Annotated in this window: 23 protein-coding genes and 1 pseudogene; 9 read left to right on the top strand and 15 right to left on the bottom strand. The window is 70.6% G+C overall.

What is annotated here, in order from left to right:
* Positions 1–6 precede the first annotated feature (6 nt).
* From AB0M56_RS46990 to AB0M56_RS46945, 10 genes are all read right to left on the bottom strand, one after another.
* Positions 7–996 (bottom strand): ABC transporter substrate-binding protein, encoded by a 990-nt coding sequence (locus AB0M56_RS46990; RefSeq protein WP_364189103.1) that lies wholly within the window; start codon positions 994–996, stop codon positions 7–9.
* Between the two features lie 271 nt (positions 997–1267).
* Entirely contained in the window at positions 1268–1765 is a 498-nt protein-coding gene (locus tag AB0M56_RS46985; RefSeq protein WP_220238894.1) for a hypothetical protein, read from the bottom strand.
* Entirely contained in the window at positions 1762–3024 is a 1263-nt protein-coding gene (locus AB0M56_RS46980; RefSeq protein ID WP_364189100.1) for an aconitase family protein, read from the bottom strand. The genes AB0M56_RS46985 and AB0M56_RS46980 overlap by 4 nt, the downstream gene beginning before the upstream one ends.
* A complete protein-coding gene (locus tag AB0M56_RS46975) occupies positions 3021–4301 on the bottom strand; it encodes an aconitase/3-isopropylmalate dehydratase large subunit family protein (protein WP_364046606.1) in 1281 nt (426 codons plus the stop codon). Before AB0M56_RS46975 ends, AB0M56_RS46980 begins: the two co-directional genes overlap by 4 nt.
* On the bottom strand, positions 4298–4807 hold the full coding sequence (locus AB0M56_RS46970) for a 3-isopropylmalate dehydratase (RefSeq protein ID WP_364189097.1): 510 nt from the start codon (positions 4805–4807) through the stop codon (positions 4298–4300). Before AB0M56_RS46970 ends, AB0M56_RS46975 begins: the two co-directional genes overlap by 4 nt.
* A gap of 45 nt (positions 4808–4852) precedes the next feature.
* Positions 4853–5932 (bottom strand): ornithine cyclodeaminase family protein, encoded by a 1080-nt coding sequence (locus AB0M56_RS46965; RefSeq protein WP_364189094.1) that lies wholly within the window; start codon positions 5930–5932, stop codon positions 4853–4855.
* Complete coding sequence (locus tag AB0M56_RS46960) at positions 5929–6975, bottom strand: aminopeptidase P family N-terminal domain-containing protein (RefSeq protein ID WP_364189091.1); 1047 nt, start codon at positions 6973–6975, stop codon at positions 5929–5931. Before AB0M56_RS46960 ends, AB0M56_RS46965 begins: the two co-directional genes overlap by 4 nt.
* Entirely contained in the window at positions 6972–8144 is a 1173-nt protein-coding gene (locus AB0M56_RS46955; RefSeq protein ID WP_364189088.1) for a Xaa-Pro peptidase family protein, read from the bottom strand. Before AB0M56_RS46955 ends, AB0M56_RS46960 begins: the two co-directional genes overlap by 4 nt.
* A gap of 54 nt (positions 8145–8198) precedes the next feature.
* On the bottom strand, positions 8199–9590 hold the full coding sequence (locus AB0M56_RS46950; protein WP_364189087.1) for an MFS transporter: 1392 nt from the start codon (positions 9588–9590) through the stop codon (positions 8199–8201).
* Between the two features lie 451 nt (positions 9591–10041).
* Complete coding sequence (locus AB0M56_RS46945; RefSeq protein ID WP_364189084.1) at positions 10042–10515, bottom strand: MarR family winged helix-turn-helix transcriptional regulator; 474 nt, start codon at positions 10513–10515, stop codon at positions 10042–10044.
* A gap of 190 nt (positions 10516–10705) precedes the next feature.
* Between AB0M56_RS46945 and AB0M56_RS46940 the strand changes: the two genes are divergently transcribed.
* From AB0M56_RS46940 to AB0M56_RS46925, 4 genes are read left to right on the top strand one after another with little or no spacing between them, the layout of a single operon-like run.
* The gene (locus AB0M56_RS46940) at positions 10706–11755 is read left to right on the top strand and encodes an aromatic ring-hydroxylating dioxygenase subunit alpha (protein ID WP_364189081.1); all 1050 of its coding nucleotides are present in this window, start codon (positions 10706–10708) and stop codon (positions 11753–11755) included.
* Positions 11752–11967 (top strand): hypothetical protein, encoded by a 216-nt coding sequence (locus AB0M56_RS46935; protein WP_364189078.1) that lies wholly within the window; start codon positions 11752–11754, stop codon positions 11965–11967. Before AB0M56_RS46940 ends, AB0M56_RS46935 begins: the two co-directional genes overlap by 4 nt.
* A gap of 12 nt (positions 11968–11979) precedes the next feature.
* The gene (locus tag AB0M56_RS46930) at positions 11980–12921 is read left to right on the top strand and encodes a PDR/VanB family oxidoreductase (protein ID WP_364189076.1); all 942 of its coding nucleotides are present in this window, start codon (positions 11980–11982) and stop codon (positions 12919–12921) included.
* Positions 12922–12942: 21 nt separating this feature from the next.
* Positions 12943–13737: an IclR family transcriptional regulator gene (locus AB0M56_RS46925; RefSeq protein ID WP_364189073.1), complete on the top strand. Its 795-nt coding sequence runs from the start codon at positions 12943–12945 to the stop codon at positions 13735–13737.
* Between the two features lies 1 nt (position 13738).
* Here AB0M56_RS46925 and AB0M56_RS46920 read toward each other — a convergent pair whose 3' ends face one another.
* The 3 genes and pseudogenes from AB0M56_RS46920 to AB0M56_RS46910 all read right to left on the bottom strand — a co-directional run.
* Complete coding sequence (locus AB0M56_RS46920; RefSeq protein WP_364189070.1) at positions 13739–13918, bottom strand: hypothetical protein; 180 nt, start codon at positions 13916–13918, stop codon at positions 13739–13741.
* Positions 13897–14592, bottom strand: a complete 696-nt coding sequence (locus AB0M56_RS46915) for a hypothetical protein (RefSeq protein ID WP_364189143.1) — start codon at positions 14590–14592, stop codon at positions 13897–13899. Before AB0M56_RS46915 ends, AB0M56_RS46920 begins: the two co-directional genes overlap by 22 nt.
* A gap of 348 nt (positions 14593–14940) precedes the next feature.
* Positions 14941–15084: pseudogene (locus tag AB0M56_RS46910) on the bottom strand (RNA polymerase subunit sigma-70); the annotation flags it as partial.
* 212 nt (positions 15085–15296) lie between these two features.
* On the opposite strand from AB0M56_RS46910, the gene AB0M56_RS46905 reads away from it, so the two are divergent.
* The 3 genes from AB0M56_RS46905 to AB0M56_RS46895 are packed head-to-tail and all read left to right on the top strand — an operon-like array spanning position 15297 to position 17826.
* Positions 15297–16379, top strand: a complete 1083-nt coding sequence (locus AB0M56_RS46905) for an ATP-dependent DNA ligase (protein WP_364189067.1) — start codon at positions 15297–15299, stop codon at positions 16377–16379.
* On the top strand, positions 16376–17377 hold the full coding sequence (gene ligD, locus AB0M56_RS46900) for a non-homologous end-joining DNA ligase (protein ID WP_364189064.1): 1002 nt from the start codon (positions 16376–16378) through the stop codon (positions 17375–17377). The genes AB0M56_RS46905 and ligD overlap by 4 nt, the downstream gene beginning before the upstream one ends.
* 5 nt (positions 17378–17382) lie before the next feature.
* Positions 17383–17826, top strand: coding sequence for a GNAT family N-acetyltransferase (locus AB0M56_RS46895; protein WP_364189061.1), 444 nt, complete (start codon positions 17383–17385; stop codon positions 17824–17826).
* Between the two features lie 101 nt (positions 17827–17927).
* Here the strand turns inward: AB0M56_RS46895 and AB0M56_RS46890 are convergent, their stop codons facing one another.
* Both AB0M56_RS46890 and AB0M56_RS46885 read right to left on the bottom strand, forming a co-directional pair.
* Positions 17928–18203 carry a hypothetical protein gene (locus tag AB0M56_RS46890; protein ID WP_364189059.1) on the bottom strand — a complete coding sequence of 92 codons (276 nt, stop codon included), beginning with the start codon at positions 18201–18203 and terminating at the stop codon, positions 17928–17930.
* A gap of 107 nt (positions 18204–18310) precedes the next feature.
* Positions 18311–19351, bottom strand: coding sequence for a GTP-binding protein (locus AB0M56_RS46885; protein WP_364189056.1), 1041 nt, complete (start codon positions 19349–19351; stop codon positions 18311–18313).
* Positions 19352–19694: 343 nt separating this feature from the next.
* Between AB0M56_RS46885 and AB0M56_RS46880 the strand changes: the two genes are divergently transcribed.
* The gene (locus AB0M56_RS46880; RefSeq protein ID WP_364189054.1) at positions 19695–20825 is read left to right on the top strand and encodes a nitric oxide synthase oxygenase; all 1131 of its coding nucleotides are present in this window, start codon (positions 19695–19697) and stop codon (positions 20823–20825) included.
* A 69-nt stretch (positions 20826–20894) separates the two neighbouring features.
* Positions 20895–21401, top strand: coding sequence for a flavodoxin domain-containing protein (locus AB0M56_RS46875; protein WP_364189051.1), 507 nt, complete (start codon positions 20895–20897; stop codon positions 21399–21401).
* Positions 21402–21412: the final 11 nt, after the last annotated feature.

Here is a 21412-nt window from a genome sequence, read left to right as displayed (position 1 = left end):
CTCCGCTCAGCTGGTCTTGGGCAGGAAGCGGCTGTCGAGCCACTGCGAGTCGGGTAGCCGTTTCGCGAACACCTTGCCCTGCAGGCCCATCTGCCAGAAGTCGTCCATCGCCTTGGCCGAGGGCATGCGGCCGTCGGGGTAGAGCTGGTCGATCCACTCGGCCATGCTGGCCTTCGCGTCGTCGACGCTGATCTTGAGCGCCTTGGCGATCGACTTGGCCGCGGCGTCGGGCTGGTCCTTGGTCATCTGCATGGCCTGCGACAGCGTGTCCACGAACTTCTTGGCGCGGTCGGGGTTGTCGTCGACGAAGCCCGGCTTGCTCCACGTGACGTGCATCGGGTAGCTGTCGACGAGGTCCTTGAGGTCGAGGATCTTGTTGTAGCCGGCCTTCTGCGCGTAGACGGTCTGCGGCTCGGTGAAGATGTTGGCCTGCAGCTGGCCCGCCTTCATGGCCGCGAACCGCGCCGCCGAGGCACCGCCCTGCACGACCTTGATGTCCTTGTTGGGGTCAAGCCCAGCCTTGGCTGCGGCGAAGCGCGTGAGCAGGTCGGTGGACGAACCGATCGTCGTCACGCCCCAGTTCTTTCCCTTGCCCTGCGCCACGGTGTGGATCTCGGGCACGGCGTACCAGGCGAACGCGGTCATGTCGAAGCCGCCGTAGATGACCTTCACGTCCTGGCCGGCTTCCTCGGCCGTGAGCGGCCCGGTGAGCGAGCCGACCGCGACGTCGACGTCGCCGGAGAGCACGGCCTTCGCCAGCTCGGCGTCGCCCTTGAACGTCACGGCCTTGACTGTGAGGCCGTGCTGCTTCCAGAGGTTCTCGTCGTTGGCCAGGTAGACCGACGCGAGGGTGGTGGCCTGCACCGGCAGGCCGAGGGTGATCGTCTCACCGCCGCCGGAGGAGGCGGCACCACCCGAACCGCACGCGGTGGCGACAAAGGCGAGAGCGACGGCCGGTAACGCGAACCGCGTCCGGCGGAGAGTTTTCCATGGCACGGGGGAGACCTCGATTGTGTCCAGGGGGGAGACCGGGACGCGGGGGAACTTTGCCGCCTCGGTCTGGAATCGGGCGAGGTGTCGACCATGAGAAGCATCGGGAGGTGCACCTCTTTGTGCTCCGGTCAGTGTGACTCTCGATCTCGACGCGCGTCAAGAAGCTGAGAAACATCGTTTGGCCGGGAATTTCCCGCCGGACCGCGGGCACGACGAAACCCCCGGCGGACGCTGAGTCCATGCCCGCCAGGGGGTTTCACCGTTCCCGTCCGTCCTAGCGGAACACCTCCGGCCGGTTCTTCGCGAGGCTGATCAGCCCGCCCGCCTCGAGCATGTCGACGAGGAACGGGTCGGCCGCGGCACCGCGGATCGTCGTCTGCGTGGTCAGGTTGGTGAACTCACCGGTGGTGAGGTCCACGCGCACGCGGTCGCCGTCGGCCGCGAAGTCGGGGTTGAGCCCGACTTCGAGCGCCGGCAGGCCGACCTCGAAGCAGTTGCGGTAGAACGTCCGGGCGAACGTTTCCGCGACCACGCACCCGATTCCCGTGGCTTGCAACGCCTTCGTCGCGATGGCGCGGCCCGAGGACTGCCCGAAGTGCTTGCCGGCGAACACGATGTCACCGGGCTGCACCTGCTTCGGGAACTCCGGGTTGAGATCTTCGAGCACGTGCTGCACGAGGATTTCCATCGGCTCGAACACGTACTGGGTCTTCACGAGCCGGTCGGTCGGGATGTTGTCCCCGAACCGCCAGCAGCGGCCCTCGAACTTCACGATTTCCCTCCCGTTCGGACGGTCGAGGCGATGACCCCCGCGACAGCCGACGCGGCCACGGTTGCCGAAGACGCCAGGTACATCGACGCATCGGGGCTACCGTTGCGGCCGGGGAAGTTGCGGGCGTGGGTGGAGATCATCGTCTCGTCGGACGCCATCGCGCCCATGTTGTAGGCCTGGTTCGAGCCCGTGCTGGGCGGGAACCACGTGGCGCCGGCCTCGTGCAGCGCGAGCACCAGCCCCTCGCGCGCGGCCTCCGCGAACACCTCACGGCTCGACGGCACGAGGTGGAACCGCGTGTCCGGGTGCACCTTGTGCCCGGCCAGGACCTGGGCCGCCGCACGGAAGTCCTCGAGCCGGCCGCCGCCGTGCCCGCCCAGCTCCGCGTACTGAACCGGCGTGCCGGCGACCTCGGCCACGGGCTTGACGTTGCCGACGGTCGGCGGGCAGGCGACCGTGGGGTCGACCTCGCCGACGTCGAAGCGCAGCACCTGTGCGGCTTCCTCTCCGTCGCCGTGCACCAGCAGGCCGGCGTCGCCGCCGGGCAACGTGCGCACGAACGCCTCGGTGACCTCGTCCGGCTCGACGAAGCTGCACTTGGCGCCGAGGTCCACGCACAGCAGCGGGAAGAGCCAACGGTCCCAGAAGGACAGTCCGCGCACGTACGGGCCGCCGAACTCCACGGCCCGGTAGTTCAGCTCGCCCTCACCGATACGGCCGACCAGCCACAGCGCGATGTCGCGCGGCGTGACGCCGGGCTTCGGCGTCCCTTCGAGGTGGACCCGGGTGGTCTCCGGCACCTTGAACCACGCTTTGCCGTACGGCAGCACGGTTCCGGCGTGGGAGTCGTTGCCGAGCGCCACCGCGAGCGCGCCCATCGTGCCGTGCACCGGCGTGTGGCTGTCGGACCCGACGACGATCATGCCCGGCTTGATGTGCCCGTTGCGCACCACGGCGTGGTGCAGGTTGCCGTTGCCGCAGTCGTACAGCTTCAAACCGTGCTTGCGGGCCCACCGGCGGTTGTGCTGCAGCACGTCCGCCTGCTGCTCGGTCGGCGGCGCGAAGTGGTGGTCGAACACCATCACGGCCCGCTCCGGGTCGGGGATGGGCACGTTCACGCGCTTCTCGTACACCTGCGAGGTGAGGTACCCGGACAGGTCGTGCATGATCAGGCGGTCCACTTTGGCCACGACGATCTCGCCGGGCTCCACGGACTCGCGGCCGCTGGCACGGGCGAGGATCTTCTCGACGAGGTTCACGCGACCACCGCCGTCGCGACGATCTCGCGCGGGTCGGTGATCACGCCGCGGATGGCCGACGCCGCGGCCGTGGCCGGGCTCGACAGGAAGATCTTCGAGTCGTAGCTGCCCATGCGGCCCTGGAAGTTGCGGTTCGCGGTCGACAGCGTGGTTTCGCCGTCGGCCATCGCGCCGCCATTGCCCGCGCACGCCCCGCAGCCGGGGTTGGTGATCATCGCGCCGGCCTGGATCAGCTTCGTGAGCACACCGCTGTCCGAAGCCTGCGCCATGATCTTCGCCGACGCCGGCGTGACGATCAGCCGCAGGCCCGGGGCCACTCGGTGGCCGGCCAGCACGTCGGCCGCGATCACGAGGTCGTCGTACTTGGCGTTGGCGCACGAGCCGATGAAGACCTGGTCGAGCTTCGTGCCGGCGACGTCACCGACGCCCACCACGTTGTCGACCGTGTGCGGCACCGCGATCTGCGGGGCGAGCGTCGGCCCGTCGAGCCGCACGGTGGCGCGGTAGGTGGCGCCCTCGTCCGGCAGCAGGATGTCGAGCTCGTCGCGCGGCACACCGGCCTCGTCGAGGTAGGCGAGCGTGGTGTCGTCCGGGGCCACGAAGGCGTTCTTCGCGCCCATCTCCATGGCCAGGTTGCAGAACGTCATGCGTTCCGAAACCGACATGCCCTCGACATAGGAGCCGGAGAACTCGACCGACTCGTAGGTGAGCCCGTCGGCACCGAGGTCGCCGATGAGCTTGAGCATGATGTCCTTGGCGTAAACGCCCGGGGCGAGGTCGCCGTCGATCACGATCCGCACCGACTCGGGCACCTTGACCCACAGCTTGCCGGTCACCCACGCGGCGGTGATCTCACTGAACCCGACGCCGGTGCCGAACGCGCCCAGCGCGCCGTAGATCGTGGAGTGCGAGTCGGTGCCGATGATGAACTGGCCGGGCCGCACGAGCCCGTGCTCCATGAGCACGATGTGCGCGATGCCGCTGTTGACGTCGAAGAAGTTCTTCACGCCCATCTTCTGCGCGAACTCCCGGCACAACGCGTGGTCCGCGGCGGTTTTCGCGTTCATGGCGGGGGACAGGTGGTCCATCACCATGGCCACGCGGTCGACGTCGTAGAGCTGCTCGACGCCCATCTTCTCCAGCGTCCGGATGCACCGCCAGCTCGCGGTGTGGCTCATGTACAGGTCGGGGAACGCGTCGACGATCTGGCCCGGCACGAGGTCTGCGACCCCGGACGCGCGTTCGATCGCCTTCTGCGCGAAGGTCTTGGCGGTCACTGCTTTCCTCCCGCGAAGCTCGCCATCAGGTGCGGGATCAGGCCACCGTCGGCCATGATCTCCCGCAGCACCTGCGGGTACGGGCTGAACGGGAAGGTCTGCCCGCCCACCTCGACCGTGCCCGCGTCGTAGTCGACCCACATCTCGCCACCGTCGGTGGCCGCCTCGGCCGCGGCGGGCGACTCAACCGCGACGAGCCCGGTGTTGATGGCGTTGCGAAAGAAGACGCGGGAGAAGGAGGCCGCGACGACCGCCTTGATCCCGGCGCCGATCAGGCACGTGGCGGCCTGCTCTCGCGCGCTGCCGCAGCCGAAGTTGCGGCCGGCGACGACGACGTCGCTCGCCCGCAGCCGCGCCTGAGTCTCCGGCCCCAGCGGCTCGAAGGCGTGCTCGGCGAGCTCTGCCGGGTCGATGCTCACGAGGTAGCGGCCGGGGATGATGACGTCGGTGTTCACGTTCTCGCCGAAGGTGATGATCTTGCCTCCGACACGGTGTTCACTGCCCATGAGAGGTCTCCGCTCGTGGATCCGGTGGTGTACGGCGGTTTCCGCTCACGGGCTCGTCTCTTCCAGGAACCAGTCCGTCGGCACGGTGTGCCCCAGCTCGCGCTCCTCGGCCAGCGCCAGCGCCCGCGCACAGACGGCCGCGAACTGCACGCCCATGCCGGTGTTGTTGGCGAACACGGTGATGTCGTCGGGGCTCGTGCGCCCCGGGGCCTCGCCCAGCAGCAGGTCGCCGAGCTCGCGGATGTCGTCCCACGACTTCAGGCCGCGGTTCACCGGGCCGAGGATGTCGTACTGCTTGTCGTGGTGCACCTGCTCGCGCGAGAGCACCGTGATGCGGTCGGCACGGTCGAACGTCGTGTCGTCCAGCTCGCGCCGGGTGGCGGTGCCGTCGGGCGAGGTGATGGCCGTGACGTGGGTGCCCGGGTCGAGCCAGGCGCCGTCGAAGCAGGCTTCCATGGCCGCCGTGGCGCAGGTGACGATCTGGCAGCCCGCCACGGCGTCGCGCCGCTCGTCCACGGCCACGATCTTGCGCCCGGTCTTCTCGCTCCACACCTTCGCGAACTGTTCGCGGTGCTCCGCGGTGGGGCTGTAGACGCGGACCTCTTCGATGTTCGGCCGCACCATCAGCAGGCACTCCAGGTGTGCCTCGGCCTGCCAGCCGGAGCCGAACATGCCCGCGACCGTCGCGTCCGGGTTGGACAGTTCGCGGATGCCGAGCGCCGAGGTCGCGCCGACGCGCATCTTCTGGATGAAGCTGTCGTGCATGATGGCGAGCGGTTCGAGTGTGGTCAGGCTGTAGAGCGTGACGAGCCCGACGTAGCGGCCGCCGGGCGCGGCCGGGATGAGCCGGCGGCGCTGCACGCCGCTGGGCAGCGTCTCGACACCCGCGATGTCGGACGTGATCCGCAGCGCCCACACGCCGCTGGAGACGTTGCCGCCCTCCTGCGACTTGAACCGGAAGCGGAAGCCGGGGTGGCGGCTGTCCTCGACCGGGAAATACGTGTGGTTGCGCGGCCGGTTGGCGCCCTGGCCGGCGTTGAGCTCTTTGTACGCCGTCTCCAGCGCGTCGAGCGTCTCGCCGGCGGTGAGCACCTGCTCGATGTCGCCGTTGGAAAGGATCCTCACCGCTGTGCTCCTGTCAGGTGTTCGGGTTCGCCTTCGGTGACGCGGACGGTCTCGGCCACGGCCGCGTTGCCGCCGTCGGCGAAGGCGACCTCCACGGACACCGCGCCCGCCTCGCCGTCGGCCAGTACTGCGGCCGGGTCCTGGGCGCGGAACTCACCGCTCGTGGACAAGTCGGCCTGGTTGACCCAGCGGACCTCGGCCTTGGCGCCGTCCGGCAGCTTCGCCAGCGCGGGCGCGGCGGCCTCGGCGAGCGAGCCGATCCTCGCGCCGGCCTTGGCCGCCGCGATGGCCGCGGTCAGCGCGTCCTTGAGCGCGGCCGGCCAGCCCGCGCCGTCACCGAGGACGCGGCTCGAGTACACCCAGTTCATGCGGTACTGCCCGGTGACGCCGAAGGACGTCACGTCGTCCGTTGTGGACAGCGAGATCGGGTAGAGGTCGAGGAAACCGCCGCCGCGCAAGGCGCGTTCCACGGTCTCGACGCGGCTGCCGGCGGTGCTGCCCTCCACCGTCGCCTTGGCCGCGGCGTCGTCGAGGATCCGGCCGGCCGCGCGCAGCAGCTCGGTCTCGGCTGCCGACGGGATGAGCCGCTGCTCACGGACCAGGCTGCCGAGGCGCTCGACCTGCCAGCCGGGCACCGCGGCCACGATCTCGTCGGCGACGTCGGCGGGCCACAGCGCGGCGTCGACCAGGCCGAGCGTGCCATTCTTCCTGCCCAGCAGGTACTTCGCGACGAGGTCGGCGAAGTTCTTGCCGCCGCTGAACTCCGTGACCTTCGACGAGGCCTTCATCCAGTTCTGCACCCGCAGCGAGAGCTTGGTGAGGAACGTGACGGGCCCCTCGGCGGGGATCGCCAGCACGCCTTCGTTCCAGTAGAGGCACAGGTTGGTCAGGTAGGCGAGGTCGTCGGAGCGGGACACGTCGGCGTAGACGAACGCGACGTCGACGCCCTGGGCCGCCATGGCCTTCTGCAGCGCGGCGACGCGGTCGCCCCACTCCTGGTCGGGGGTTTCCGCGGGGTCGAGTACGTGCAGACCTCGTTTCACGCCACGTCTCCTGTCTCGAACAGCTTCCGTTCGGTCGTGATCAGCACTTCACAGCCGTCGGCGGTCACGCGCACGGGGTCGCCGAGCACGTGGTAGCCGGCCAGCGGCGTGTAGGTGTTGGGGTGGATGATGAACACGGAGTTCTCGGGCAGCACCGTGTGGTTGCCCTCGATGATCGGCGTCTCGTCGAGGTGCAGGCCGTGGCCGTGCCCGCGCACGCGGGTGTAGTTGCTGGAGCAGTACTCGCCGTAGCCGTACTTGCGGAACACGTCGTTCTCGGCCATCGCCACCTCGTGGGCGGTGATTCCCGGGCGCACCACCGAAATGCCGGCCTCGACGGCCTCGTTGAACAGGTCGAACGACTTGCGCTGCCCGTCGTCGGCCTTGCCCACCACGGCGGAGCGACAGATCTGCAGCCAGTAACCGTCCATCTTGGGCGTGAGCTCGGTCCGCACCATGTCGCCCGCTTCGAGCAGCCGGTCGCCGGGCGGGGTCATGCCGCGCACCTCGTCGCGGCCCGAAGCGATGAGCATGAAGTTGTCCTCGGCACCGAGGTTCTTCAGCCGCGCCTCGACCTCCGCGACGATCCGGTACTCCGGCAGCCCTGGCTCGAGCACGTCCACGAACGCTTCCCACCCGGCGGCGCACACCACGGCGCTGCGGCGCATCCGGGCCAGCTCCCACTCGCTCTTCACCAGCCGTGCGGTGTCGAGCAGCTTCGTGGCCGACCCGACTTCGGCGCCCGGCGCCGCGGCGCGGATCGTCTCCATGAGCACGAGCGGCACGAGCTCGTGGTGGGCGATACCGATGCGCCGCGGCGCCAGCTCCTTGAGGACCACGCCCAGCTCCGCCGGGTTCGCCGGGTCCAGCCGCCGGGCCTCGCCGACCCAGCCCTGCGCGGTGAACGCCGCGAGGTCCGAAGGCCGGGTCGAGAACGCCACCGCGTCACCCTCGGCGGGGAACACCACGAGCGCGGCGCTGCCGGCCGGGGTCACGTCGGTGAAGTAGCGGATGTTCTCGCGCCGCCAGGCCGGGCCGTAGGCGAGCACGACGTCGAGGCCCTGCTCGGCCATCGCGTCGCGGATCTTGTGGTGCCGCAGCTGCAGCTCCGCGAGGTCCTCGGGGGACAGGCCCGCACCGGCGGGTGCCGGGGCGTGGTCGATCGTCATGGATTCCTCCACTGTGTTTGTGGTGGGTTCGGTTTTTCGGTGTTGCTCGGTCAGTCAGGAGCGCGCCGGGGTCAGGGCGGCGGGCGCCCCTTCGCCGGTGATCTCACTCGTGATCTGCTCGACGGTGCGGCCGCGGGTCTCGAAGGTCGCCACGAGCGCGGCGATCCCGGCGAGGATCGAGATGATCCCGAAGACCAGGAAGAACAGGAACTGCGAAGCGTGCGCCGCAAGGATGAACCCGACGAGCACGGGCATGATGAGGCCGCCGACCTTCTGCCACGCCGCCGCCCAGCCGAGCCCGGTCGCGCGGCTGGCCGTGGGGTAGAGCTCGCTGGCGTAGGCGAAGAGCGTGCTGCCGGCCAGGCCGCTGCCGAAGAACGTGGCCAGCGAGCCGAGCACGATCACCGCGCCGGTCGCCGACGTGGTGCCCCAGGCCAGGCAGAACAGTCCACTGAGGACGAAGGCCCCGCCGAGCACGACGCGGCGGCCGATCCGGTTGATCAGCTGCCCGGCGAGGATCGCGCCGACCACGCCGGCGGCCGTGATGATCGCCGTGTAGCCGAAGCTCTTGAGCAGGTCCACGCCCTGGCCTTCCAGCACAGACGGCAGCCAGCTCGAGAGCCCGTAGAGGAACGCGCCGGCGCAGACCTCCATGAACCAGATGGCGATCGTGTAGCGCAGGTAGTGCCGGGCGACGAGCGTGCGCACGGTGCCGCCGGTCTCGGGGGCCGCGTGCCGGGCGGCGGGGGCTTCGGTGGGATTACCGCCTCGGCACAGGCCGCTGACGATGGCCGCCGCGTCGGCGAGGCGGTCGCGGCGCAGCAGGTAGCGGACCGACTCCGGCAGCGTCGCCAGCATGAACACGCCGACGAGCACCGGCACGGTGGCGATCACGAACATCGCGCGCCAGCCGAACGCCGGCACCACCGCGGTGCCGACCGCGGCCGCCGTCGGCAGCCCGATCAGCCACGCCGCCGTGGCCGCGGTGACGAGCGGGCCGCGGTGGCGCGAGGGCACGAACTCGGCGATGTAGGGCAGGACCACGGCGATCTCGGCGCCGAGCCCGATCCCCTGCAGCGCGCGGAACGTGACCAACGCGCCGAAACTGGGTGCGAACACCGCGGCGAGTGAGAACACGGCGTAGACGATCACCGTGATCGACAGCGGCACCTTCCGGCCGAACCGATCGGACACCGTGCCGGCGACGGCCGCGCCCACGAGCATGCCCGCGAACAGCGCCGAGGAGAACACCCCGGCCGACTCGCTGGTGAGGTGGAAGGTCTTGATGACACCCGGCAGGATCACGCCGGTCAGGTTGATCACGAACCCGCACAGGAAATGTCCGATGAGGACGGTTACGTAGATCCTCAGGTGCCGTGCGGTGAACGCCGACTCGTCGAGGCGGGAGAGCAGGGAGTGGGACGAGGTCGCGGGGGACGGGGGCATGTGGGGCCACCTCCTTGTGGCTCTTTGAAACCCAGCGGCTTGGAACAACCCAGGGCTTGTAAACCCAGCAGCTCATAGGCGGCGGCTGGTGCTACCCGGTGGCTCCGCGCCGCTCGACTTGATGGTCGCGCGGCTCGGAACCCGTTGGCCGGCAACCCATCGGCGGTTCAACGATCCGGTTGGGCAGGCCGGCGGGCTGGTCGGCCGTCGGTCTGCGTTCCGGTCGCATCGGGCTGATCGGTTGCCACCCGATGGCTTCGACACCGCCGGCACCGCAGCACTCCGTAGCCGCGCGGCTCGGAAGCCCGGCGGTCAGGAGGCCGAGGGACGTCGGCCGGTGGCTCGAAGTCGTCCGGTTCGAATCCTCTTGGCGCAGGGCCGAACGGCCCGGCGTCAAACGGTTCCGACCCGGTGTCGTGCGGTGTGCTGACCCCCCTTGGGTCTTCTTCCGTCACCGGTCGTCCAGGTTGCCCTGGACGTCGAAGTAGAGCTGCGAGAGCGCGGGCAGTAACTGCTCGCGCATCTCGGGGGTGAGGCCCGCGGTCAGCTCGGCCGCGAACTTGTCGAGGGTGCGCCGGGCGGTGTCCCGCGCGTTGACGCCCTTGGTGGTGAGCTCGAGTTGCATCGTGCGCCGGCTCGTGGCCGAGGGGCGGCGCGAGAGTAAGCCCTGGTTCACCATCTTGTCGACGCTTTCGGACATCGTCGACGGGTTGCGGTGCGCGAGCTTGCACAGCGCCGTGAGCGACGTGTGGCCGCTCCCGACCCTCGACAGGATCCGGTACTGCCGGATGGTGAGCGGCAGCTCGAGCTCGGCGAGCAGCTCCGTCTGGAGTCGGGTCAGGCGCCCGCCCAGTGCCAGCAAGACCTCGCCGAGGCCCGCTTCCGGGCCCAGCTCGTCGAAGGTCTCAGTGTCGTTGGTGGTCATTTTGGTCCCCGTACGTTCCGGTACCCGAAATAACGATGTCGCCGACTGTACGTCCGCCCGCCGCGCTGTGGGAAGGGGCGATTTCGTGACGAGGAGAGTCTTTCAGTGGGTGAAAACCCGGATGGTCCCCGGAGCGCCGCGGGTGAGAGCTTCGGAAGCCGACCCCGACCGAAGGAGCTCTGAGGCGTCGATGGCAGCGTTCGCCCGAAACCAGTGGTATGTCGCCGCATACGGCCGCGAAGTGGGCCGGGAGCTGTTCTCCCGGACCGTGCTCGGCGAGCCGATCGTCTTCTACCGCACCGAATCCGGCGACGTCGTCGCCCTGGCCGACCGCTGCGTGCACCGCCGCTACCCGCTCTCGGAGAGCCGGCTCGACGGCGACAAGATCGTCTGCGGATACCACGGCTTCACCTACGACAGCGCCGGCTCGTGCGTGTTCGTCCCCGGCCAGGCCCGGATTCCACGCACCGCAAGGGTTCCGTCCTACCCGGTGGTGGAGCAGGACTCGTTCGTGTGGGTCTGGATCGGCGAGCGCGAGCTGGCCGACGAGTCGGCCATCCCGCGGGCGCCGTGGTTGGCGGACCCGGCCTACACCAGCGTGAGCGGCATGGAACCACTGGCCGCGCGCTACGAGCTGCTGGTGGACAACCTGCTCGACCTCTCGCACGAGACCTACCTGCACGGCGGCTACATCGGCACGCCGGAGGTCGCGAACACGCCGATCACCACGGAGGTCGACGAGGACCGCGGCATCATCTACGTCAGCCGCCACATGGCCGACGCCGAGTGCCCATCCTTCTACGCGAAGTCCACCGGCATCGAAGGCCGGATCACGCGCTGGCAGGACATCGAGTACCACCCGCCGTGCCTGTACCTGCTGCACAGCCGCATCGCGCCCGTCGGCGTGCTGCCGAACCCCGACGGCACCGATCCCGAGGGCTTCCACGTCGACGTCGTCTACGCGATCACCCCGGAGACCGAGCACAGCACCCACGACTTCTGGGCCGTGGCAAGGGATTTCGCGCTCGACGACACCGGTGTGTCCGATTTCCTCGCGGAGAACAACCGCACGGTCGTGCTGCAGGACGTGCGGGCGCTCGACATCCTCGAACGCATCATCGAGGCGGAACCCGAGGGATACCAGGAGCTTTCGGTCAACATCGACACGGGCGGGCTGGCGGCACGCCGCATCCTCAAGAAGATGGCGGCCGGCGAGAGCGCGCAGGTCGTGCCGTCGTGAGCGAGCGCGTGGCGATGCTGCAGGGCGAGAACGTGGTGCGCATCCACTGGAAGCTCGGCACGGACGTGCTCGTCGGCGTGTGTCACTGCGGGGCCGAGCACGAGTCGGAAGACCCGGTCGAGCTGTGGGACTGGCTGCTGGCCCACCCTGTCGGGCACGGCGGTCCGTCGGTGCCGGTGGCCCCGCCGGAGCGCGTGGCCGTCGCTGTCTAGGAGGAGGAGACGATGAGCGTCCTGGCCACGGAGCTGGAGCTCGACGTGGTGCTGGCGGCCCCGGAACGGCTGGCCGACGGCGTCGTCCGGCTGACCCTGCGCGACCCGGCCGGCGCGGCGATGCCGGCGTGGGAGCCGGGCGCGCACGTGGACCTCGTGCTGGGCCCCGATCTCGTGCGGCAGTACTCGCTGTGCGGTGATCCGGCCGACCGGTCGGTGCTGCAGGTGGCCGTGCTGCACGAGCCGTCCGGACGCGGGGGCTCGGCGCACGTCCACGGCCTGACCGGTGGCGAGCGGCTTCGCGTGCGCGGCCCGCGCAACCACTTCGGGTTGGTGCCTTCGCCGCGCTACTTGTTCGTGGCGGGTGGCATCGGCATCACGCCGCTCGTGCCGATGCTGGCCGTGGCCGAGGCGGCGGGTGCCGAGTGGCGCCTGCTCTACGGCGGCCGCACCCGGGCGTCGATGGCCTTCGCCGCAGAACTGCGTGAACGCTACGGCGACCGCGTGGAACTCGTGCCGCAGGACGAACGCGGACTGCTCGACCTCGACGCGGCGCTGGCCGCGGCACCGGGCGCGGCCGTCTACTGCTGCGGCCCGGAACCGTTGCTGGCGGCCGTCGAGCAGCGGTGCGCGCCCGATTTGCTGCACGTCGAGCGGTTCACCGCGCTGCCCGACACCGGTCCGCGCGACGCCTTCGAGGTCGAGCTCGCCCAATCAGGCCGGACGCTGGAGGTACCGGCGGATCGCTCGATCCTGTCGGTGCTCGAAGAGTCCGGTGTGCCCGTGTTGTCCTCCTGCCAGGAGGGGACGTGCGGCACGTGTGAGACCGGCGTGCTCGCGGGAGTGCCGGACCACCGCGACTCCGTGCTCACCGGCCCGGAGCGCGAGGCGGGCGACGTGATGATGATCTGCGTGTCGCGCTGCGCCGGAGCGCGACTCGTTCTGGATCTGTGAATCCGCGGGTAGCGTGAGGCGATGACCCGGCAAGTCCCGGCGACGGGCACCTCCGTGACCAGCAAGGTGCTGGCGTTGCTCGAGGCTTTCACCCCGGACGCCGCGGACCTCAGCCTCAGCGAGCTGGCCCGGCGGTCGGGAGTTTCGCTGGCGACCGCGCACCGGCGCGCGGCCGAGCTCGTGGAGTGGGGTGCGCTGGAGCGAGACGCGGCCGGGCGCTACCGCATCGGGCTGCGGCTGTGGGAGGTCGCGTCACTCGCCCCGCGCGGGCTCGGGCTGCGTGACGCGGCGATGCCGTTCCTGGAGGACCTGTACGAGGTCACGCACGAAAACGTGCAGCTCGCCGTGCGCGAGGGCCTGGAGGTCGTGTTCGTCGAACGCATCGCCGGGCGCGACGCCGTGCCGGTCTGGACCCGCGTCGGCGGCCGGTTCGCCTTGCACGCCACGGGCGTCGGCCTCGTCCTGCTCGCCCACGCGCCCGCGGCCGTGCAGGAGGAGGTGCTCTGCGCGCCCCTGCACAGGTTCACCCCGAAAACCGTGTGCGATCCGGCCCGGCTGCGCCGCGCGCTCGCCGACGTCCGCAAACACGGCTACTCGGTCAGCGACGGCCAGGTCACCGTCGACGCCCTCTCCGTCGGCGCCCCGGTCTTCACCGCCGACGGCACGGTCGCGGCGGCAGTGTCCCTTGTGGTGCGTGCCGGCAGCACGCAGCCGGGAGCGTTGGCGCCCTTGGTGATGGCGGCCGCGCGCGGCATCTGCCGGGCACTGGCGGGCGGGCCGGCGCGGGTGTTCCCGGCCGGCCGCACCCGTCCGTGACCTACTGCGGCGGCGTGTCCGTCCAGCCCACGTCGACGCGGGCGGTGCCGGGCGGCGCGATGAGGTACTGCGCGCCGTCGGCGGTGACGTAGACGGAGGTGGCGTTGACGCGACCCGACGCGGGGTCGACGACGAGGCGCAGACCGTCCGGCGGGATCGTCAGGCCCTCCCCACCCGGCACACCGCCGAGCATGCCGACGCCCCGGTACTCGGAGATCGCCCGGAACGCCGCGGCCCGCACCGCCGGCGATGCCGGCAGTCGGCCGCGGTGAACGGACCGCCGCTCGTCCGCGCGCGCTGTGCGTCTCGGGCGTCGGCGATCCACGCCTTGAGCGCGGCCGGGTCGGTGGGCAGGGCGCGCAGCTGGGCGTAGGTCAGGTGCACGCCGACGAGCGAGAACGGCCGCGAGCCGGGCATCGGCATCGCCTTTCCGCCGGTCTTCGCGCCGCGGAACCACCAGTGCCCGTCGGGCTTGACCCAGTAGTCCGTGACGGCCGCGCCCGCGCCGGTCTCGGTGATCGTCACGTGCCAGTAGGTGCCGGTCGCGTCGGGCGAGCGCTCGGCGACGGTCGCGGCGGCGAGCAGCACCTGCTGCCCGGACTGGACGACAGGCGGCGCGGCGGGCGGGGCCGGGGCCGCAGCGCTGAACACGGCGACGGCGACGGCCGCGGCCGCGATGGCGCCGGTCCCCCCGGCCAGCCACGCCGTGCGCAGCCCCCGGGCCGGCCTCGCGGTGAGGCTGCGCACGGGCTCGCCGGCGAACCGGTCCTGCAACCGGCGTCGGCTCCGCGCCACGGCGGACGGGGTGGGGTTGCTCGGGTCGAGCCGCGTTTCGAGCTTCTGCAGGTCATTCATCGCGGGCCTCCTGGGCGAGGATCGAGGCGAGCTTCTGACGGGCGCGGTGCAACCGGGGCCGACCGTGCCGGGGGAGATGCCCCAGCGCCTGCGCGACGGAGGCCGCTTTTCAAATGGCTTCGTCGAGTTGCGCGAGCTCCACGAGCAGCAGCACGTCGCGTTCGCCGTGCGGGAGCTTCGCCAGCGCGGCCGCGAGCGTGCCGCGGGCCGTGATGGCCGTGACCACGCGGCTTTCGTGGCCCTCACCGGACGCTGGCGCGACCCCAGCCGCGTCAGCGCCCGATAGTGGCGCGCTTCCTTGCGGCGGTGCCCCGCCACCAGGTTCGTCGCGATGCCGAACAACCAGGGCCGCAGCTCGCCGCGCGTGGCGTCGAACTTCTGCCGCCGGTCGAACGCGATCAGGAACGTCTCCGCCGTGACGACTTCGGCGTCGCGCGAATCGAGCCGCGCCGCGACGTCGCGGTGGACGGCGGGGTAGTAGCGGTCGTGCACCTCGGTGAACGCGTCGGCTCCAGCCCGAACCGCGCGGCCAGCTCGGCGTCACCCACCGATGCCGTCATGTCTCTGCCTCTGTCACGCGGGGTCTCCTCCCGGTCGGGGACAGCTTTCACCACGTCTTCGCCGCATCGGGGAAACTTCTTCCCGAACGGGCGAGGAAGGTCAAAACGGTCCTGGTCAGCGGCGGCGCGGCCTAGGATCGGCGCGTGGAGCTTCCCGTGATGCCGCCCGTGCGGCCGATGCTCGCCAAGGCCGTGCACGAGGTCCCCAGGACCGAGGGGCTCTGGTTCGAGCCCAAGTGGGACGGGTTCCGCTGCGTCGTGTTCCGCGACGGCGCCGAGGTGGAGCTGGGCTCGCGCAACGACCGCCCGCTCACGCGCTACTTTCCCGAGCTGGTCGAGCTGCTGGGCGACGCGCTGCCGGAGAAGTGCGTGGTCGACGGCGAGATCGTGCTGGTCACGCCGCGGGGCCTGGACTTCGAGTCGCTGCAGCTGCGGCTGCACCCGGCTGCGAGCCGCGTGCGGAAGCTGGCCGAGGAGACGCCGGCGAGCTTCGTGGCGTTCGACCTGCTGGCCCTGGGCGACCGCGACCTCACGACCGAGCCGTTCAGCACGCGCCGGCGGATCCTGGAAGGCCTGCTCGGCGACAACCCGAGCGGCGGCCTGCAGCGCGTCCACCTGACCCCGCTGACCACGGATCCGGACACGGCGCAGGACTGGTTCACCCGCTTCGAGGGCGCGGGCTTCGACGGAGTGATGGCCAAGCCCGCCGACCAGCCGTACGAGCAGGACAAACGCGTGATGTGGAAGGTCAAGCACGAGCGCACGGCCGACTGCGTCGTCGCCGGGTTCCGCTGGCACAAGGACGGCCAGGGCGTCGGCTCGCTGCTGCTCGGCTTGTTCGACGACGCCGGCGCGCTGCACCACGTCGGCGTGGCCAGCAGCTTCACGGCCAAAAGGCGCCGTGAGCTGGTCGACGAGCTGGCGCCTCTGCGCGAGAACGCGCTGGCCGGCCACCCGTGGCGCACCTGGGCCGAGTACGAGCCCGAGCCCGGCCGCCGGCCGGGCGCGAACAGTCGCTGGGCGCCGCAGAAGGACCTGTCGTGGGAGGCGGTGCGGCCCGAGTGGGTCGCGGAGGTGCGCTACGAGCACCTGCAGGGCGGCCGGTTCCGCCACGGCGGGCGGCTCGTGCGCTTCCGCCCCGACCGTGATCCGGCTTCGTGCACGTACGCGCAGCTGGAGGAAGCGCCGCCGGCCGAGCTGGCGACGTTGTTCGGGGAGGCGAGATGAGCGGGTTGGTCCTGGAGCTCGACGGCGTCGAGCTGACGATCTCCAGCCCGGACAAGGTGTACTTCCCCGAGCGCGGCGAGACGAAGCTCGACCTCGTGCGCTACTACCAGGCCGTGGCCGGCCCGCTGCTCGACCGCCTCGGCGGCCGGCCCCTGCTGCTGGAGCGCTACCCGGACGGCGCCGGTGGCAAGAGCTGGTTCCAGAAGCGCGTGCCCAAGACCGCGCCCGAGTGGCTCACCACCACCGTCGTCTCCACACCCAACGGCACCACCAGCGACGCCCTCGTTGCCGCCGACCTCGCCCACGTCCTGTGGGCCGTGAACCAGGGCTGCCTCGGCTTCCACGTGTGGCCCAACCGCGCCGCGTCCCTCGACATCGCCGACGAGCTGCGCATCGACCTCGACCCGTCACCCGGCATCGGCTTCCCGCAGCTGCGTGACGCGGCGGTGCTCGTGCGCGAGTTCCTGACCGAGCTGGGCATCGAGGTCCACGTGAAGACCTCCGGCTCGCGCGGCCTGCACCTCTACGCCATCCTCGAAACCCGCTGGGACGGCTACCAGGTCCGCGCCGCCGCCGTCGCTCTCGCGCGGGCCCTCGAACGCCGCCACCCGGACCTCATCACGGCCCAGTGGTGGAAGGAAGAACGCGGCGCGCGCGTCTTCGTCGACTTCAACCAGAACGCCCCGCACAAGACGGTTTTCGGCGCTTGGTGCGTCCGTCCGCGGGTCGGCGGCCAGGTCTCCACGCCGATCTCGTGGGCGGACCTCGCCACCGTCAGCCCGGACACGCTCACGCTGACCTCCGTGCCCGCGCTCGTCGCCGAACACGGCGACCCCTGGGCCGGCGCGAACGACCGGCCGCAGTCGATCGAGCCGCTGCTGGAGCTGTCCCGCGCGGACCTCGCGTCGGGACTCATGGACGCACCCTGGCCGCCGGTGTACCCGAAGATGCCGGGCGAGCCGCCGCGCGTGGCGCCGAGCCGTGCGAAGAAAACCTGAGGCGCGTGGACATCGAGCCGTGCGAGGCCACCGATCCGGCTTTGCACACTCTCGTCGCCGCCATGACGGCCGAACTGGTCGCCGTTTACGGTCTGCCGCCGGACGCCCGCCCGTCCCCGCTGCCTCCCGGCACCCACTACCTGATGGGCACCGGCGGCGGCGTCGCGCTGGGTTGCTGCGCCGTTCAGCCCGAGGTCGAGGGGTGGTGCCTGCTCAACCGCATGTACGTCGCTCCGCCGGCTCGCGGGAGCGGGCTCGCCGCCGCTCTTCTGGCCGCTGCCGAGGATGTGGCCCGCCGGGCCGGCGCCACCGGAATTCGGCTCGAGACCGGCCTGCGGCAACCCGCGGCGATGCGGCTGTACGAGCGCAAGGGATACCGGCGCGTCGCCGCGTTCCCGCCGCACGAGAACGACCCGGAGAGCGTCTGTTACCAATCCGGCCAAAAGTAGGCCACCCCCACGCGGCAACGTAACCGTTGTCAAGAAGCCATTCGGCCGTGGCTGTGGTCGGATTGGTAACGATCGGCACAGTACGCCAAAGACCTCGCCGCTCACTCGAACGGCAGGTCGAAGGACAACTGATCGCCCCCGCCCGGCGGTGCGCCCGAGAGGGTCGCCGCGCAGTCCGGGCACGGCGTGACATCGCCGGTGCCCGGGGTCGTGAGGTCGATCGGCGTCCAGGTGCGCGATTCGCGTTCGCCGCAGACGGAGCGGCGGTAGCGCAGGTCGCCGGCGCGGGTCATGAGATGGGCGACGGGTGCGTCGTCCGGCAGGGCGCCGACGAGGTACCAGCGGGTCGCGGTGTGGACTGTGGGGATGGTCGCCATGGAACAGTCCTCCTGGGAGGCCGGTTCAGCTTCATTCCTTCGTCACAGCCATCTTCCGTCGCGATGCGGCGGATTTCGTGCGTTTCGCGGTGTTCGGCGTGGCGCGGTCAGTCCCCGAGGGACGGTTCGCCCTGGTCAGCCGCCGGTTCGTCGAGGTAACGCAAGATCCGCAGCAGGCCGCGTTCGTCGATCTTGTCGTCCTCGGCCACGCACTCGGTGAGGCGCCGCGTGACATCGTCGGCGTCGAGACCCGCGCCGATGAGCACCAGTTCGGTGCGGCGCGGACGTCCGGCGGGCCAGGCGGAGCGATCGAGCTGGATGAAGGCGCCCACGGTGTGCAGCCCGAACCGCGCGCGCGGCCCCAGGTCCACATGGCCCTTCACCCGGTAGAGGCCGGGCGGGCGCTGTTCCAGGAACGCGTGCAGCCGCCGCGGCGACAACGGGCGGTCGGCGGTGAAGGTGACGCTCTCGTAGGCCGCGTGGAGGTGCTGCGAGTGGTCGTGGTCGTCTTCGCGCAGGTCGTCGAAGGACAGCTGGCCGTAGCGCTCGCGGGGCTTCGGGTCGAAGAACAGCTGCGGGTCCACGCGGCCGTGGTCGGTCACCAGCACCGGCACCCCCGGCGCGAACTCCTCGACGGTGGCGGTCAGCTTGGCGAGTGCGTCGGACGTGACGCGGTCGGCCTTGTTGACCACGACCAGGTCGGCGATGCGCAGGTGGTCGGCCAGTTCGGGGTGGCGCTCACGGGTGCTCTCGAACTCCGCGGCGTCGACGACCTCGGCGAGGCCGCCGTAGCGGATGTCGGGGTTCTCGCTGGCGATCATCAGCCGCAGCAGGTCGCGCGGCTCGGCGATGCCGCTGGCCTCGACCACGATCACGTCGATGCCGGCTTCGGCGCTCGACAGCCGCCCGAGCATCGCGTCGAGCCCGCTCGCGTCGACGGCGCAGCAGAGACAGCCGTTGCCGAGCGAGACCATGGTGTCGACCTGGCCGGACACCGCGAGCGCGTCGATGTTCACGCTGCCGAAGTCGTTGACCACCACGCCGACCCGCGCGCCCTGGCGGTTGGCGAGCAGGTGGTTGAGCATCGTGGTCTTGCCCGAGCCGAGGAACCCCGCGACGAGGACCACCGGGATCCGCTGCCTGGCCACGATCACACCCTCCCGCCGTCGCGACGACCTTACCGTCAGGTGATCACGGAACTGCTTCCAGGTCGTGATCAATTTCCGGACACATTGCGCAAGGTCGAGGTGACGCATTTATTTCCGCGCCGCTCACCTGCGTCTATCGAATTATCGCGGTGCCGCCGACACATTCGGCGGTTGTCTTCAACCCCGCATCGGGTACGCTTCCCGGCTTGGCGAAACCACTGGGGCTACGGGGTTTTCGCCGTCGACTCGGATCAGCACCGAATGACGGAGGAACAGTGGGTCTTCCCTGCGTGTCGCGGGTTGTGCTTTCGAAGAGTGGAGTAGCCCGGTGACCGTTGCGTCCATGCGAGTGAGTTTCGACGCATCGTTACCGCCCGAGAGGGTGACAACCGTCGAATACGGCGAGGCCGAGGAATTCATCCGGCTCTGCCACGCGGAAGCCGCCGTGCCCGGCCTGCGGGTCGACGAGCGGCTGGCGCAGATCAAGGAGGAGATCGCCGAAACCGGTTCCTACCGGCACACCTACGCCGAACTGGCCCACGGCGCGCGCGTGGCGTGGCGCAACTCCGCGCGCTGCATCGGCCGGCTCTACTGGCGCGGCCTGCGCGTGCGCGACCGCCGCGATGTGCGCGACGCCGCGGGGGTCGCCGCCGAATGCGTCACGCACCTGCACGAAGCGACCCGCGGCGGCCGGCTCCGGCCCACGCTGACGGTGTTCGCACCGGACAGCCCCACCGCGCCGGGCCCGCGCATCCACAACGACCAGCTCATCCGCTACGCTGGCTACCGCCTCGAAGACGGCTCCGTGCTGGGCGATCCGCAGTACGTCGAGTTCACCGACACCGTGCGCGAGCTGGGCTGGCATGCACCCGAGCGGCGCGGTTCGTTCGACGTGCTGCCGCTGCTCGTCGAGGCGGAACCGGGTTCGCGACAGCTGTTCGGGCTGCCCGCCGACGCCGTGCTGGAGGTGCCGCTGACGCACCCGGACCACCGCTGGTTCGCCGGCCTCGGCCTGCGCTGGCACGCCGTGCCCGCCATCAGCAACATGCCGCTGGAAATCGGCGGCCTGCGCTACCGCGCGGCGCCATTCAACGGCTGGTACATGGCCACGGAGATCGGCGCGCGCAACCTCGCCGACGTCACGCGCTACAACCTGCTGCCTGTCATCGCCGGCCTCATGGGCCTGTCCACGGACGACGACCGCACGCTGTGGCGCGACCGCGCCTTGGTGGAGCTGACGTTGGCGGTGCAGCACTCGTTCGACCACGCGAGCGTCACCATCGCCGACCACCACTCTGAGTCGCAGCGGTTCCTCACGCACCTCGAACGAGAGGAGCGAGCGGGCCGCTCGTGCCCGGCCGACTGGAGCTGGGTCGTGCCACCGCTTTCCGGCGCGCAGACCCCGGTTTTCCACCGCTACTACGACGAACCCGACCCCGCGACGCGTCCGGCGTTCCTCCTGCCCGGCCAATGAGAACAGCCGTTCGGCGGATCTCGGCGAACTGGGGGCGCCGACGGTCCCCCGAAGGCGGACAATAGGGGCATGACCGCAGTGCTCGTCGCTCACGCAGGCAAGACCGGCGGCACCCGCGAGATCGCCGAGGTGGTCTCGGAAGAACTGCGCGCCCTCGGTCACACCGTGGACACCCGGGACGCGGCCGACGTCGCCGACGTCACCCCGTACACGGCCGTGGTCGTCGGCAGCGCGCTGTACTATTCGCGCTGGCGTCCGTCCGCGGTCCGTCTGCTGGAGCGCAACGTGGCGGCCTTGCGTGAGCGTCAGGTCTGGCTCTTCCACAGTGGCCCGTGCGGGCAGGCCGCCTCCCTGGTGCACGTGAGCCTTCCCGCATCCGTGGCGATCCTGGCGGCGAGCATCGACGCGGAACGCACCACGACCTTCGGCGGGCGGCTGGACCCAGCGCTCGTCCGGGGGGTTCTGCCGCGGCTGATGGCGCGCGGCTCCCGCGTCGGCGATTTCCGCGACTGGGCGCGGATTCGCTCGTGGGCCCGCGACGTCGGGAACCACGTGAGCTCGCACGTTTCTCTCTGAACACTTGCCGG

This window comes from Amycolatopsis sp. NPDC051372 (genome assembly GCF_040682095.1).
Lineage (GTDB): Bacteria > Actinomycetota > Actinomycetes > Mycobacteriales > Pseudonocardiaceae > Amycolatopsis.
Note: the sequence above shows the minus strand (reverse complement) of the source record. Positions and strands in the feature narration are given on the sequence as shown.

Excerpts from the sequence above, each read along its gene's own strand:
- AB0M56_RS46970 (WP_364189097.1), bottom strand. The coding sequence starts at position 4,807 with ATGGGCAGTGAACACCGTGTCGGAGGCAAGATCATCACCTTCGGCGAG.
- AB0M56_RS46955 (WP_364189088.1), bottom strand. The coding sequence starts at position 8,144 with ATGACGATCGACCACGCCCCGGCACCCGCCGGTGCGGGCCTGTCCCCC.
- AB0M56_RS46950 (WP_364189087.1), bottom strand. The coding sequence starts at position 9,590 with ATGCCCCCGTCCCCCGCGACCTCGTCCCACTCCCTGCTCTCCCGCCTC.
- AB0M56_RS46945 (WP_364189084.1), bottom strand. The coding sequence starts at position 10,515 with ATGACCACCAACGACACTGAGACCTTCGACGAGCTGGGCCCGGAAGCG.
- AB0M56_RS46940 (WP_364189081.1), top strand. The coding sequence starts at position 10,706 with ATGGCAGCGTTCGCCCGAAACCAGTGGTATGTCGCCGCATACGGCCGC.
- AB0M56_RS46930 (WP_364189076.1), top strand. The coding sequence starts at position 11,980 with ATGAGCGTCCTGGCCACGGAGCTGGAGCTCGACGTGGTGCTGGCGGCC.
- AB0M56_RS46925 (WP_364189073.1), top strand. The coding sequence starts at position 12,943 with ATGACCCGGCAAGTCCCGGCGACGGGCACCTCCGTGACCAGCAAGGTG.
- AB0M56_RS46915 (WP_364189143.1), bottom strand. The coding sequence starts at position 14,592 with ATGAATGACCTGCAGAAGCTCGAAACGCGGCTCGACCCGAGCAACCCC.
- ligD (WP_364189064.1), top strand. The coding sequence starts at position 16,376 with ATGAGCGGGTTGGTCCTGGAGCTCGACGGCGTCGAGCTGACGATCTCC.
- AB0M56_RS46890 (WP_364189059.1), bottom strand. The coding sequence starts at position 18,203 with ATGGCGACCATCCCCACAGTCCACACCGCGACCCGCTGGTACCTCGTC.
- AB0M56_RS46880 (WP_364189054.1), top strand. The coding sequence starts at position 19,695 with ATGCGAGTGAGTTTCGACGCATCGTTACCGCCCGAGAGGGTGACAACC.
- AB0M56_RS46875 (WP_364189051.1), top strand. The coding sequence starts at position 20,895 with ATGACCGCAGTGCTCGTCGCTCACGCAGGCAAGACCGGCGGCACCCGC.